General features: G+C 69.5%; 12 protein-coding genes. 5 read left to right on the plus strand and 7 right to left on the minus strand.

Going from position 1 to position 13,958, the window contains the following annotated elements; translation table 11 throughout:
- Positions 1 to 2: 2 nt before the first annotated feature.
- Positions 3 to 1,646 carry a 2,3-epoxybenzoyl-CoA dihydrolase gene (boxC, locus tag ACI6GS_RS11565; RefSeq protein ID WP_439813597.1) on the minus strand — a complete coding sequence of 548 codons (1,644 nt, stop codon included), beginning with the start codon at positions 1,644 to 1,646 and terminating at the stop codon, positions 3 to 5.
- An 89-nt stretch (positions 1,647 to 1,735) separates the two neighbouring features.
- Positions 1,736 to 2,647, minus strand: a complete 912-nt coding sequence (locus tag ACI6GS_RS11570; RefSeq protein ID WP_439813598.1) for a helix-turn-helix transcriptional regulator — start codon at positions 2,645 to 2,647, stop codon at positions 1,736 to 1,738.
- A gap of 70 nt (positions 2,648 to 2,717) precedes the next feature.
- Here ACI6GS_RS11570 and ACI6GS_RS11575 point away from each other — a divergent pair, with 70 nt between their 5' ends.
- Positions 2,718 to 3,182, plus strand: a complete 465-nt coding sequence (locus ACI6GS_RS11575) for a flavodoxin domain-containing protein (protein ID WP_439813599.1) — start codon at positions 2,718 to 2,720, stop codon at positions 3,180 to 3,182.
- Between the two features lie 37 nt (positions 3,183 to 3,219).
- On the opposite strand, the gene ACI6GS_RS11580 is transcribed toward ACI6GS_RS11575, so the two are convergent.
- Positions 3,220 to 4,809, minus strand: a complete 1,590-nt coding sequence (locus ACI6GS_RS11580) for a benzoate-CoA ligase family protein (RefSeq protein ID WP_439813600.1) — start codon at positions 4,807 to 4,809, stop codon at positions 3,220 to 3,222.
- A gap of 117 nt (positions 4,810 to 4,926) precedes the next feature.
- Between ACI6GS_RS11580 and ACI6GS_RS11585 the strand changes: the two genes are divergently transcribed.
- A complete protein-coding gene (locus tag ACI6GS_RS11585; protein WP_439813601.1) occupies positions 4,927 to 5,667 on the plus strand; it encodes an alpha/beta fold hydrolase in 741 nt (246 codons plus the stop codon).
- A 178-nt stretch (positions 5,668 to 5,845) separates the two neighbouring features.
- Here the strand turns inward: ACI6GS_RS11585 and dctP are convergent, their stop codons facing one another.
- The 4 genes from dctP to ACI6GS_RS11605 all read right to left on the minus strand — a co-directional run bounded on the left by dctP (position 5,846) and on the right by ACI6GS_RS11605 (position 9,652).
- Positions 5,846 to 6,949 (minus strand): TRAP transporter substrate-binding protein DctP, encoded by a 1,104-nt coding sequence (gene dctP, locus ACI6GS_RS11590; protein ID WP_439813602.1) that lies wholly within the window; start codon positions 6,947 to 6,949, stop codon positions 5,846 to 5,848.
- 66 nt (positions 6,950 to 7,015) lie between these two features.
- Complete coding sequence (locus ACI6GS_RS11595) at positions 7,016 to 8,353, minus strand: TRAP transporter large permease (RefSeq protein WP_439813603.1); 1,338 nt, start codon at positions 8,351 to 8,353, stop codon at positions 7,016 to 7,018.
- Positions 8,350 to 8,862 carry a TRAP transporter small permease subunit gene (locus tag ACI6GS_RS11600; protein WP_439813604.1) on the minus strand — a complete coding sequence of 171 codons (513 nt, stop codon included), beginning with the start codon at positions 8,860 to 8,862 and terminating at the stop codon, positions 8,350 to 8,352. The genes ACI6GS_RS11595 and ACI6GS_RS11600 overlap by 4 nt, the downstream gene beginning before the upstream one ends.
- Before the next feature lie 31 nt (positions 8,863 to 8,893).
- Positions 8,894 to 9,652 (minus strand): DeoR/GlpR family DNA-binding transcription regulator, encoded by a 759-nt coding sequence (locus ACI6GS_RS11605; RefSeq protein ID WP_439813605.1) that lies wholly within the window; start codon positions 9,650 to 9,652, stop codon positions 8,894 to 8,896.
- Between the two features lie 185 nt (positions 9,653 to 9,837).
- On the opposite strand from ACI6GS_RS11605, the gene ACI6GS_RS11610 reads away from it, so the two are divergent.
- Genes ACI6GS_RS11610 through ACI6GS_RS11620 form a run of 3 tightly spaced genes read left to right on the plus strand, consistent with a single transcriptional unit; the run spans position 9,838 to position 13,916 of the window.
- Positions 9,838 to 11,247: an NAD(P)/FAD-dependent oxidoreductase gene (locus ACI6GS_RS11610; RefSeq protein WP_439813606.1), complete on the plus strand. Its 1,410-nt coding sequence runs from the start codon at positions 9,838 to 9,840 to the stop codon at positions 11,245 to 11,247.
- Positions 11,240 to 12,481 (plus strand): NAD(P)/FAD-dependent oxidoreductase, encoded by a 1,242-nt coding sequence (locus tag ACI6GS_RS11615; protein WP_439813607.1) that lies wholly within the window; start codon positions 11,240 to 11,242, stop codon positions 12,479 to 12,481. The genes ACI6GS_RS11610 and ACI6GS_RS11615 overlap by 8 nt, the downstream gene beginning before the upstream one ends.
- Before the next feature lie 10 nt (positions 12,482 to 12,491).
- A complete protein-coding gene (locus tag ACI6GS_RS11620) occupies positions 12,492 to 13,916 on the plus strand; it encodes an FGGY family carbohydrate kinase (RefSeq protein ID WP_439813608.1) in 1,425 nt (474 codons plus the stop codon).
- Positions 13,917 to 13,958 lie beyond the last annotated feature (42 nt).

Consider the following 13,958-nt stretch of genomic DNA (forward strand, 5'->3'; position numbering starts at 1 on the left):
GCTCACACCCTCTCCCAATCGAAGTGCGCCTTGGCGCCGGATCCGTAGACCTTGAGTGCGCCCTTGTCCCCCACGGCATTGGGTCGCTGGAACACCCAGTTCTGCCAGGCCGAGAGGCGGCCGAAGATGCGTGTTTCCATCGTCTCTGCCCCGGCGAAGCGCAGGTTCGCCTCCATCGCGGTCAGGGCATCGGGCGACAGGCTGGCGCGTTCCTCCAGCGCCAGGCGCACCTCGTCCTCCCAGTCCAGCTCGTCGGGGGCGAAGGTGACGAGGCCAAGCCCCAGGGCCTCCTCCGGCCCCAGCGTTCGGCCGATGGCGGCCTGTGCCTGGGCCACGGGCTCTGGCCGTTCGCAGAAGCGGTTGGCGAGGCGGGTCAGGCCGTTGACCATGGGGAAAGGGCCGAAGCTGGACGGGCTGAGCGCCAGCGTGGCGCCGGCATTGGCCCCCTCCAGCGACTGCGCCATGTAGGAGCGGTCGGCGGCGAACAGCAACTCGGCCAGCAGGCCCGCGAAGCAGGACGTGGGCCGCGCCAGCGCGATCAGGCTGCGCGAGGAGACGTCGAGGCGGGCCAGCGTCCGGCGCAGCAGTCCCACCGTCTCGCGCACGAACCAGTGGTCGGCATGGGCATGCAGGGCGGCATCCTGGGCCAGGACGGCGCTTGCATCGCCCTCTGTCTCCAGCACCAGGGTGCCGATGTCGCCATGGTTGAGGCGCAACATCAGGATGGCGTCGTCCAGTTCCCGGGCCATGGCGAGCGGCCACCAGTCCGCACCGCGGGCCACGATGGCCTGCAGGTCTGCTGCCTCATCCGCTGCGGGGCCCTTGACCGTCAGCGTGGCGAGGCGGCCTGACGCGTCGATGGCGACGTCGACATGGGGATAGGTCAGGCCGCCGTCATGGATCGTGCGCGCCAGGGGCGGCAGGGCGACCCCCGTTGCCTCGGCCGGGCGGATGCTGTGCTCGGCCAGGGCTTCGGCACGCGCCTGCACCACCTCGGCAAAGCGGGCCGGCGGTGCCGTGTGATCGACCAGGTTCCAGGCCCGCGCCCGGTCGGCGCGCACCCCTTCGGCCGTGGTGCAGAAGACGTCGGCCAGGTCACGCCGCACCTTGCGCTTGTCGGTCAGGCGGGTCAGGCCGCCGGTGCCGGGCAGCACGCCCAGCAGCGGCACCTCCGGCAGGCTGACCGTCGTGGAGCGGTCGTCCACCATGACGATCTCGTCGCAGGCCAGCGCCACCTCGTACCCGCCGCCGGCCGTGGCACCATTCAGGGCGGCCAGGAACTTCAGGCCCGAATGGCGGCTCGAATCCTCCATGCCGTTGCGCGTCTCGTTCGTGAACTTGCAGAAGTTCACCTTCCACGCGTGGGATGAGGTGCCGAGCATGTAGATGTTGGCGCCAGAGCAGAACATGCGCGCCTTGCCGCTGGTCAGCACCACGCAGGCGACCTGCGGGTGTTCGAAGCGGATTCGGTTCAGCGCGTCGTTCAGCTCGATATCGACGCCCAGGTCATAGGAATTGAGCTTGAGCTTGTAGCCGGGCTTGAGCCCGCCCTCCTCGTCCACATCCAGGACCAGCGTTGCGATGCGGCCGGCCACGTCCAGGCGCCAGTGGCGATAGCGTTCGGGGCTGGTATCGAACGTGAACACCGGCGGCGGCCTCCCTGGCAGCATTGTTGCCGGACGCACTCTATCGCCGCCGAACAGTGTGTACCAGCAAAATGTGCAATATAATGCAGCTATGGGCCCAGGCGGGACTGAACCGCCGCCAGCAGGGTGGCGAAGCTGTCGTCCGGCTGCCGGCCCGTGGTGTCGACAATGGCGTCGGCCCGGGCATAGAGGCTGGTGCGGCTGGCCAGGATGCGCTTCAGGTCGGCCATCGCCTGCGGCACCTCCGCCATCGGGCGGAAATCGCCTTGGGCCACGACGCGGCCCATGTGCTCCTCCGGCGCTGCCTTGATCCAGATGGTGCAGCAGCAGCCCAGCAGGCGTTCGAAGGTCGCGGCCTCGGCGACGATGCTGCCGCCGGTGGCGATCACCACCGGCTGGTCGGCGGCGATCAGGTCCTCCAGGCACTGGCGCTCATAGCGGCGATAGGTGGCCTGGCCATAGAGGTCCAGCAACTCGCCCAGCGACAGGCCGGCGGCCACGGCCACGGCCTCGTCCAGTTCCACGAATGGCCTGCCCAGCGCCGTCGCAAGCCGGCGCCCGAGCGTGGACTTCCCCGCACCCCGCAGGCCCACCAGGGCGATCAGGCGAGTCCGCTCGGCCACGGGCGAGGGGCCCAGCGCGTCCGCCAGGGCGGCCCGCGCGCGCGCCAGGTCCTCCGCGGGCAAGGCGGCCAGGCCGCGCACCAGCAGGTCCAGCTCCATCGGCCAGTCGGGCCCGTCGCGCACCAGGTCCTCCAGCGTCACGTTCATGGCGCGCGCCACCTGGCGCAGCAGGAGGATGGAGCCGTTGCCGGTGCCGCCCTCCAGCTGCGCCAGATAGCGTTCGGAGACGTTCGAATCGCGCGCCAGGATGCGCCGCGTCATGCCCCGCCGGGCACGTGCCTCGCGCACCCGCTCGCCCAGGCGGCGCAGATAGGCCGCGTCGTCACCCTGTCCGTCAGGGGTCTGTTCGGGTTGGCTGGGGTCGGCGCGTGCGGGCATGCTGCATTATATTGCACGACATGGAGGGGCGTATTATGACTGGACCACGGCGCCAAAAGGAACCGGGATAATGACGCGACCGCTGACCATACTTGTCGGCACCATGACGGGGACGGCCGAACTGGTCGCGCGCGACGTCGCCGACGCGCTGCAGGACCTGGGCCATGCGCCGACCGTCCTGGCGATGGAGGCGGTCGGGGTCGAGGCCCTGGCCGGCGCCAGCCCGCTCCTGGTTTGCACGTCGACCTATGGCCAGGGTGACGTGCCCGACAATGCCCGCGCCCTGGTCGAGAGCCTGGAGGCGACGCGGCCCGACCTGTCGGGCCTGCGCTTCGCCGTCATCGCCCTGGGCGATCGGACCTATGCCGAGACCTATTGCGCAGGGGGCCTGCGCTTCGACGCGTTGCTGCGCGACCTGGGTGCCACGCGCCTGGGCGAGGTGCTGATCCTCGACGCCTCCTCGGGCGAGATGCCGGAGGATGTGGCGGTCGCCTGGATCCGGGACTGGCACGCCGCCCACGCCATCGACGCCTGACCTGCGGGGGGCGCCATCGGCGGCGCGGGCGGCGGCCTCAGCCGCGCAGCTTGAAGCGCTGGATCTTGCCGGTGGCGGTCTTGGGCAGTTCGTCCAGGAATTCGATCCAGCGAGGGTACTTGTAGGGCGCCAGCCGCTCCTTCACGAAGGCCTTGAGCCGCGCCTCCAGCGCTTCGTCCGGCGCGATGCCGGGGCGTGGCACGACGAAGGCCATCGGCTTGACCAGGCCGTCCGGATCCTCGCGCCCGATCACCGCCGCCTCCAGCACGTCGGGCGAGGCGGACAGCGCGGCTTCCACCTCGAAGGGGGAGACGAAGATGCCGCCCACCTTGAGCATGTCGTCGGAGCGACCGCAGAAAACATAATAGCCGTCCGGATCGCGCAGATACTTGTCCCCCGTGCGCGTCCAGGGGCCCAGGAAGGTCGCGCGGCTTTTCTCGCGCTGGCACCAGTAGAAGGCGGCGGCGCTGGGCCCGCGGACCTGGAGCTCGCCGATCTCGCCCTCGGCCACGGGGCCGCCGGCATCGTCCAGCAGGCGCGCCTCGTAGCCAGGCACGGGCTTGCCGCTGGTACCGTAGCGGACCTGGCCGGGCCGGTTGGCGATGAAGATGTGCAGCATCTCGGTCGAACCGATGCCGTCCAGGATCTCCGTCCCCGTGGCCGCGGTCCAGCGATGGCCGACATCCGGGGGCAGCGCCTCGCCCGCGGAGGTGCACAGCCGCAGGTTCAGGCCGCCGCGCGGCGGCAGCAGGCCGCTGGCCAGCAGCCCGGCATAGAGCGTGGGCACGCCGCAGAAGATCGTCGGCCGGTGCGCGGTGAGCATCCGCACGACCGCTTCAGGTGTCGGCCGCTCGGCCAGCAGCACAGCCGTGGCCCCGACCGCGAAGGGAAAGGTCAGGGAATTGCCCAGGCCATAGGCGAAGAACAGCTTGGCGGCGGAAAAGACGACATCGTCCTGGGTCAGGCCCAGGACCTGGGCGCCGAACGTGTCGGCGGTCGCGGCCAGGCTGGACTGGACGTGGACCGTCCCCTTCGGCGCGCCGGTGGAGCCGCTCGAATAGAGCCACAGGCAGGGATCGTCGGCGCGGGTGGGGCAGGGCGTGCGCAGCGGCGCGGCGCCCGCGACTACCGCATCCAGCGTGGTGTGGCCCGCCTCTGGCCCGGCGCCCGCCACGATGACGTGGCGCAGCCAGGGTGACGCCGCGATGGCTGGCCCCAGCACCGGCAGCAGCGCGGCCGAGACGACCAGCGCGCGCGCCCTGCTGTCCTGCACCATGTAGACATAGTCGTCCGGCGTCAGCAGCGTGTTGAGCGGCACGGGGACCAGGCCCGCCCGGATCGCGCCCAGGAAGGCCACGGGGAACTCGACGCTGTCGAGCATGGCCAGGACCACCCGCTGTTCCGGCTCCAGGCCCAGGCCCAGCAGGCCCCCGGCACAGCGCTCCACCGCCGCCGCCAGCGCGCCATAGGTGTGGCTGCCCCCGGCGTCGACAATCGCCACCTTGTCCGCGCGGCCCGCCTTCAGGTTGCGGCCCAGCAGGTCGTCGGCCGCGTTGTAGAGGCCGGCACCGGAATTGGCCGGCGTCGGGGCCTCGATCGGATCCGCCACGGAACGTGCAGGCTGCACGGCGCATCTCCCTGTGTTTGCGGTCTTGTTCGTGCGGCCTTGTCCGCCGGGCCGCTTGATGGGAGCTTAGCGTGCAGGCATCAGAATATGCAACATAGTGCATTCACGGTGTTCAGGATGGACGCGGCGCTTCTGGAACGGTACTGGGTCGGCCCGCGCGCGGGCACGCCCATCGTCTTCCTGCATGAGGGGCTGGGCTCGGCCCGCCTGTGGCGGGATTTTCCCGAACGCCTGTGCACGGCGGCAGGCCGCCTGGGCCTGGTCTATTCCCGGACGGGCTATGGCGCGTCGCCGCAAGCGACCCTGCCGCGGCCCGATCGCTACATGCATGACGAGGCGGAGGTGGCCCTGCCGGCGCTGCTCGATCTCGAGGCGGTGGCAAGGCCCGTGCTGTTCGGCCATAGCGACGGGGCGTCGATCGCGCTGATCTTCGCCAGCCTGTTCCCGGACCGTGTCAGTGCCCTGGTTCTGGAAGCGCCGCATGTGATGGTCGAGGATCTGAGCATTGCGAGCATCGCCGCGACCCGCGATGCCTATGTGGCGGGGGACCTGCGGGCGCGCTTGGCGCGACACCATGCGGATGTCGACGGCGCCTTCCAGGGCTGGTGCGATGCCTGGCTGCGCGACAGTTTCCGCGACTGGGACCTGCGCCCGCTGCTGTCGGACGTGCGCTGCCCGGTTCTGGTGATCCAGGGGGCGGAGGACGAATACGGCACGCTGGAGCAGGTGCGGGAGGTGGAGCACGGCGTCGCCGGCCCGGTGCAGCGCCTGATCCTCGACGACTGCGCCCATGCCCCCCACCGCGACCAGCCGCAGGCCGTCATCGCAGCCACCGCGGCATTCCTGCAGACGGTTTAGGCGCGCCGCGCTACCGGCTGCCGAGCACACCAATGCCCCATGTGCGCCGGTTTATCCGGCGCACCCATCAACCACCAGTTCCAACGGCTCAACAGTTGGCCCATGGGTCCCCCGGATAAACCGGGGGACGTAGGTGGATAGTGGTACCGCGAGGATCGGAACCGATCAGTCATTCGGCTTATCGATAGGGATAGCCGGCCTTCTGCATGGTGTCGGCATACTGCTTGAAGGCGGCCACGACCTTGCCCGCGCGGGGGCTGGACGCCGCGATCTCGTCCCAGAAGCTTTCCGAGTCCTTGAGCACGGTCGCCCAGTCCTCGTTCGAGAGCTGGGTCAGCTCCATCTTCTTGCCCTCGACGCGCAGCTTGGCCTCGCCACCCCAGTACCAGACGTCACGATAATAGTGCGACTGGTCGATGGTGATCTTGAACAGCTCCTGGAGATGCGGCGGCACCTTGTTCCAGCTGGGCGTATTGGCGAAATAGCTGCCGAACCACGCGCCCGTGACCGAGTTGTTGAGCGCATACTTGCACACGTCGGCCCAGCCCACTTCGTAGGCCTCGGTGAAGCCGCACCAGGCCACGCCGTCCAGTTCGCCCGTCTGCAGCGCCACCTCGACATTGTCCCAGGGGATCGTCACCGGCACCAGGCCGTAGCGCGACAGGAACTTGCCCGCCGTCGGCACGCCGAACACGCGCAGGCCCTGCATGTCGGCGAGGGAGCGGATCGCCTTGTTGGTGGTGAAGATGTGGAGCGGGTCCCAGGCGCCGGTCGACAGCCAGGTGACGTTCTCGACCTCGGAATAGGCTTCCTGCCAGATCTCCTTCAGGCCGTAGTACTGGAACAGGGCCGGAACATCCAGGCTGTAGCGGGTGGCGAACGGGAAGTAGCCGCCGAACACCGCGATGTCGACGGGCGACGCCATCGTCGCCTCGTCCGACTGCACCGCATCCAGGGCGCCGCTCTGCAGCGCGCGGAACAGGTCGGCGGTGGGGACCAGCTGGTCGGCGTAGTAGAGCTCGATGACCATCTCGCCGTTCGCCGCCTTGTTGAAGGCTTCGATCTGCGGCTTGATCACGTGCGCGCCCAGGGGTGCGCCGGAATAGGTCTGCAGGCGCCACTTGATCGGCCCGGTCTGGGCCAGCACGGCCGGGGCCGGGAAGGTGGACGCGGCGGCAACGCCGGCCGCCGCCAGGCCGGCCTTGCCCAGGAAGTTGCGGCGCGAGGCCAGGATCTGCTCCGACGGGCAGGCCGCCTTGGTGTCTTTGGTGTCTTCGCTCATGTCTACCCCTCCGGTTGTACGAGACGAACTCCCCTGAAGTGAGGCCGGGCGGCCCACTCCTTGCTCTTAGCCTCTCACGTTCATGTTCTCCGGCAGCCACAAGGCGATCTGCGGGAAGATCATGACCAGGGCGATCGTGATGATCATGATCGTGACGAAGGGCCAGATCGACTTGTAGATGTCGACCAGTGTGATCTCTTTCGGCGCCATCGACCGCATCAGGAACAGGTTGTAGCCGAACGGCGGCGTGATGTAGGCGATCTGGCAAGTAATTGTGTACAGGATGCCGAACCAGATCAGCTGGTTGTCGAAGCCCAGGTCCAGAAGCTTGACCAATGGCACATAGAGCGGCGCCACGATCACGAGCATCGCCGTGTCGTCCAGGAACATCCCCATGATGATGAAGCTGACCTGCATCATGATGATGATGGTCCAGGGCGACAGGTCCCATTGCTGGATGAACAGGAACTCGATCGCCTTGACAGCCCCCAGGCCGTCGAACACGGCGCCGAACGCCAGCGCCGCCAGGATCAGCCACAGGAACATGCACGAGATGCCGAGCGTCTTGACTGCGGTCTCGCGCACCAGCCGCCAGGTAAAGCGACCCTTCACGACTGCCGCGAGGGTCGCACAGGTGGCACCCACGGCCGAGCTTTCGACTAGGCTGGTATAGCCGAAGACGAACAGGCCGGTCATGAAGAAGAAGATCGCGAACGGGATGATGCCAGCCCGAGCCAAAGCGAGCTTCTCGCTGAACGGCATGTTCAGCTCTTCGTCGGACACGGTCGGCGCCAGCTTCGGGTTCAGCTTGGCGCGGATCAGGATGTAGATGACGAATAGGCTGGCCATGATCAGGCCGGGGAAGACGCCGGCGAACCACAGCTTCGACACCGGCGCGCGCGCGATCATGCCATAGAGCACGAGGACGACGGAGGGCGGGATCAGGATGCCGAGGGAGGAGCCACCCTGGACCACGCCCGAGATCAGCACCTTGTCATAGCCGCGGCGCAGCATCTCGGGCAGGGCGATGGTGGCGCCGATCGCCATGCCGGCAACCGACAGGCCATTCATGGCCGAGATGATGACCATCAGGAAGATGGTGCCGATGGCCAGCCCGCCTGGTATTCGCCCGAACCAGACGTGCAGCATCTTGTACAGGTCTTCGGCGATCCCGGATTCCGCCAGGATGTAGCCCATGTAGATGAACATGGGCAAAGTCAGCATGGCGTACCAGTTGAACAGCTTGAAGACCTGGTTGAACGGCAGTTCGATCGCCCCAGGTCCGTAGAGCAGCAGGGCAGCACCGCTGGCGACGAAGCCGATCGCCGCGAAGACGCGCTGCCCGGTGGTCAGCAGGACCACCATCGACGCGAACATCAGCAGCGCGATCATCTCATAGGTCATCGCGCCGGCCCCCCGCGCAGGGTCGCGATGTGCTTGAAGACCAGGGCGACCGCCTGCATCAGCATCAGGACCAGGCAGGCGACCATCAGCGCCTTGATCGGGATCACCGACGGGTTCCAGATCGAGAAGCGCTTCTCGTTCGTGGCGATCGCGTATTCCAGGCTGGCGATGGCACCGGACAGCAGCACGCCCAGGTAGAAGATCAGGCAGCCGATGGTCAGCAGGTCCATCCTGGCCTTGCCCTTGTCGGAAAGGTTTGAATAGAACAGGTCCATCCGGACATGTTCATTGTTCTTGAGCGTGAAGGCGCCGCCCATGAAGTAATAGGCGGCCAAGGTGAACTGGGTCAGTTCGATCGCCCAATGCACCGGCATCTGGATCACGTTGCGGGTAAAGGCGTCGAACATCAGCACGGCGCCCATGACGAAGATCAGCGACGCGGCGAGATAGCCGACATAGTCCGACAGCGCGTCCGTCACGCGGACATAGGTTCCGATCACGCCGCGCATGGACACCCCCGCGCGGGCCCGCAACTCCCCCTCAACCCCATACCTCAACCCCCAGTCTGGTCAATGCATCGCGATTCTGCCGGTCGAGCTGCGGGTCGCTGACCAGCTGGTCGATCTCGCCACAGGCGCAGACCGAAAAGGCGGCCCGCCGGCCGAACTTGGTGTGGTCGGCAAGGACGGTCAGGCTGCGGGCGTTGGCGATCATGGCGCGCGCGACCTGCGCCTCCTCGAAACTGGCATCCATGGCGCCGATATCGGGCCAGATCGCGGCGACCGTCAGCACCGCCCGGTCGGCCTGGAATGCGCGCACCTGCTCGGTCGCCAGGGTGCCGGTCGTCTGGGCATTGTCGCCGTTATAGCGTCCGCCCAGCAGGTAGATGGCGGCGTCCGATCCCGCCTGGGCCATCCGCTCGGCCAGGCGCCAGGAATTGGTGACGATGGTCAGGCGCGGGATCGCCGCCAGGTACTCCGCCGCGGCCAGCGTGGTCGAGCCCGTGTCGATGAACAGCGTCTCGCCCGGTTCGACGATGTCGGCCAGGGCGCGGCCGATGCGGGCCTTGGCCGCGGCCTCGCTGTCCTGGCGCTCGGCATAGCTGCCCTCGACGATCAGCCGCGGCCGGCGGGCACCGCCATGCACCTTCTGCACCTGGCCGTTCTCGGACAGCAGGGCAAGGTCCCGGCGGATCGTCTCGGCCGAGACGTCGAAGTGCTGCGCCAGGTGCTCCACGGACACTTCCCCTTCCTGCTGAATCAGTTCAGCGATCTGGACCTGTCGCGTGTGGGGCTTCATCCCCTCTCCCCTGCTCAAGGGTCGCAGCCGACCCTTCCCCCCAGGCCATCCCCATGGCCAGGCACCCACGATGCCGGAGGCCCGAGAGCAAAGCCAGGGGCCTCTGTCCACGTTGACACAGATGACCGATCAGTCAATAGATGACCGAAACAACACGTGCGAGCCCTGAGAGGAGCTGGCGGCCGGTGCAGCGCGACGAGGCAGGGTCAGCAGTGGTGCAAGGCCCGATCGTCCACGACGTGGCGATCGTCGGCGCCGGCATTGTCGGCTGCGCGCTGGCCCGGCAGTTCACGCTGGAGGGCGCCCGGGTCATTGTCCTGGAAAAGGCGGCCGACGTGCTGGACGGTGCGTCCAAGGGCAACAGCGCCATCCTGCATACCGGCTTCGACGCGCCTCCGGACTCGCTGGAACTCGCCTGCATGCAGGAGGGCCACCGCCTGTACCTGGAGGCGCACGAGCGTCTGAACCTGCCCCTGATCCGTTGTGGCGCGCTGGTCCTGGCCTGGACCGAGGCCGAGGAAGCGGCTCTGCCTGGGCTGATCACCCAGGCCCACGCGAACGGCGTCGGCGATGTGCAGGCGCTGGGCCGCCAGCAGGTGCTGGACCTGGAGCCGCAGCTGTCGGGCAATGTCGTCGCCGGCTTCCGCGTGCCGGGCGAGAGCCTGATCGACCCGTGGTCGGCGGCCCATGGCTACCTGCTCCAGGCTCTGCTCAACGGCGCGCACCTGCTGCGCCAAGCGGAGCTCATGGCAGGGCGGCGGCAGGATGGCACCTGGCACCTGGACACGACGGCCGGCCCCGTTGCCGCCCGCCTGGTGATCAACGCCGCCGGGCTCTATGGCGACGTGGTCGACCAGCGCCTGACCGGGGAGGCGTGGTTCACGATCCGCCCGCGCAAGGGGCAGTTCGTCGTCTATGACAAGCCGGCGGCGGCGCTGGCCCATCACATCCTGTTGCCGGTGCCGACCAAGGTGACGAAGGGCATCGTCGTCTGCCGCACCGCGTTCGGCAACCTGCTGGTCGGTCCCACGGCCGAGGAGCAGGAGGACCGCGCCCACGCCATGCTGGACCAGGCCACGCTGCGTCGCCTTATCGCCCGCGCGGAAGAGATCCTGCCAGCACTCGCGGAACACGAGGTGACGGCGATCTATGCCGGCCTGCGCCCGGCGACGGAAGACAAGGCCTATCGCATCCGCGCCGACCTGGACCGCGGCCTGGTGACCGTTGGCGGCATTCGCTCCACCGGCCTGACCGCGGCACTGGGCATCGCCGCGCATGTCGCCCGCCTGGCGCAGGGCGACCGGCAGCCGTTGGCGGATCCGGTCTGGCCCGCAATGCCCGCCCTGTCGGCAGAGGAGAAGCGCGACTGGTGCCGGCCCGGCAATGGCGGGATCGTCTGCCATTGCGAGCGCGTGACCCGGCGCGAGGTCGAGGCGGCGCTCGACGGTCCATTGGCTGCGGGCTCCCTGGCCGGGCTGAAGCGGCGCACGCGCGTGACCATGGGCCGTTGCCAGGGCTTCTACTGCTCCGCCGAGCTGGCCCGGCTGACCGCCGGGCGCCTGGCGCAGCCCATGCTGGCGGGCGGCGATGGCTGAGGGGCAGGCGGGTGAGGCCGACGTCGTCGTGATCGGCGCCGGGCCCGCCGGCCTGGCTGCCGCGACCGAGTTGCGGCGCCTGGGCGTGCGCTCGGTCGTCGTGCTGGAGCGGGAGGCGGACGCGGGTGGCATCCCCCGGCATTGCGGCCATCCGCCCTTCGGCATGCGCGAATTCGCCCGCATCCTGCGTGGGCCCGACTATGCCCGGCGCCTGGTCGCGCGGGCGCTGGCTGCGGGGGTTGAGATCCGGACAAACGTCACGGTGACGGCGCTGCGGGCAGGCGGAGAGCTGGACCTTGCCACGCCGGCCGGGCCCGGACGCCTGGCCGGCCGGGCCGTGCTGCTGGCGACAGGGGTGCGCGAGACCAGCCGCGCCATGCGCCTGATCGGGGGGGAGAAGCCCGGCGGGGTCCTGTCGACCGGCGCGCTTCAGGGCCTGGTCCATCTGAACCGTCAGCGGCCCTTTCGCCGGCCGGTCATCCTGGGTTCGGAGCTGGTCGCCTTCTCCGCCCTGCTGACCTGTCGCCATGCCGGGATCAAGCCGGTGGCGATGGTGGAGCCGGGGCCGCGGCCCACGGCCTGGGCGGCGTCGCCCCTGCTGCCGCTGCTGTTGGGCGTGCCCTTTGCCACGGACACGCAGGTCCAGGCCGTGCTGGGGCGTGAACGGGTGGAGGCGATCGTCCTGGCCGGGCCCGGGGGGGAGCGGCGGGTCGAGGCCGATGGCCTGATCGTCAGCGGCGCCTTCCGTCCGGAAGCGACGCTGCTGCATGACGGGGTGATGGAGCGCGATGCCGCGACCGGCGGGCCGGCGCTGGATTCGTTCGGTCGCCTGTCCGATCCAGCCTTCTTTGCGGCGGGCAACGTCCTGCATCCGGTCGATACCGCCGGATGGTGTTGGGCCGAGGGACGGCAGACTGCCCACGCCATGCTGGCTGGCCTTCAGGGGCGTTTGCCGGATCCGGCGGAGGCCGTGCCGCTGGCTGTCGAGAGTGCTGCGATCCGGCTGGCTGTGCCGCGGCGGATTGCCGTTGGCGGGCCATGGCCGGAGGCAGCCAGGGAGATCCAGGTGCGGCTGGCGCGGCCCGTGCGGGGAACCTTGCGCCTGACCCATGACGGGACGACGATCGCCAGCCGGCGCATCGATGGCCTGCCAGAGCGGCGCATCCTGCTCCGCCTGCCGCAGCTGACGGGCCGGGCGGGCGCGCTTCAGCTGCACCTGGACGAGGCCGCATGACGGGGCGCGCATGACCATTCTGGCGATCGACCAGGGCACGACAAGCACCCGCGCCCTGCTGATGGACGAAGGTGGCCGCCTGCGCCCGCTGGCGTCCTTCACGCATCGCCAGATCTATCCCGCACCCGGCCACGTCGAGCATGATCCCGATGAACTGCTGGGCCATGTGGCGCGCTGCCTGGACGCGGTTGCGGGCCTGGCAATTGCTGCCGTCGGCCTGGACAACCAGGGGGAAAGCTGCCTGGCCTGGGATGCCGCGGACGGCAGCCCGGTGGGCCCGGTCATCGTCTGGCAGGACGACCGCACGGCGGACGTGACCGCAGCACTTGAGGCCGAAGGGGCGGGGGCAGAGGTCATGGCTCGCGCCGGCCTGCCGCTGGACCCGTATTTCTCGGCCTCGAAGCTGGGCTGGATCGTGCGCAACCTGCCGCGCGCGGGCGCGCTGGCGGCGCGAGGGCGGCTGCGCCTGGGCACCACGGATGCGTTCTTCCGCGACCGCCTGACGGGGCGGTTCGAGACGGACGTGGCGACCGCCTCGCGCACCTCGCTCATGAACCTGGCGACCGGGCAGTGGGACGCGGATTTGTGCCGCCTGTTCGGCGTGCCGATCGACGCTCTGCCGGCGATCGGTCCCACCGCCGGCGCGTTGGGCACGCTGCCCGGTGGCCTGGCCCTTGGCGCCAGCATCGTCGACCAGCAGGCAGCACTCTATGGCCATGGCTGCCGCCGCCCGGGAGAGGCGAAGATCACCTTCGGCACGGGCGCGTTTGCCCAGTGCCTGACCGACGGCCTGCGCCGCCCGGCGCAGCCGGGCCCGCTGCCCACGGTGGCCTGGCAGCGGGCGGGCGAGGCGGTGACCTATGCCCTGGACGGCGGCGTCTATGCCGCCGCCGCCGCGGTCAACTGGGCGCGGGCCTTGGGTCTGTTCCAGGAGCATGCGGAGATCAATGGCTTTGCCGCCGCGCGGGCGATCGACCGGGGCATCGTCTTTGTGCCGGCGCTGGCGGGCCTGGGCTGCCCGCACTGGCATCGCGGGGCCCGCGGGACGTGGCTGGGCCTGGGCCTGGGCGACGGGCGCGCCGACCTGATGCAGGCGCTGCTGGAGGGGATCGCCCTGCGCAGTGCCGAGGTGCTGGCCGCGATGGCGGCCGAGCAGCCCTTTGTGGGGGCGGTGTCGGTCGATGGCGGGCTGTCGCGCAACCCCTACTTCATGCAGGTCCTGGCGGAGGTGTCGGGCCGGCCGCTGAACCTGTCGGACGAAGCGGAACTGACGGCCGCTGGAGTCGCCCGCATGGCGGCGGAGGCTGCGGGCCTGGACCTGCCGATGGCGGCGGCCGGCCGCGCGGTCGCGGCCCCCCCGGTGCCCCAGGCGGAGGACCGGCGCCGCCGCTTCGCCGCAGCCCTGCGCGCCGTCCAGGACTTCGCCGGCGCCTGAGCGGGCGCCGACGGCTGCAGGGTCAGGGCGCCACGGGCCAGG

The sequence above is a fragment of the Zavarzinia sp. CC-PAN008 genome (assembly GCF_051903925.1).
Classification (GTDB): domain Bacteria; phylum Pseudomonadota; class Alphaproteobacteria; order Zavarziniales; family Zavarziniaceae.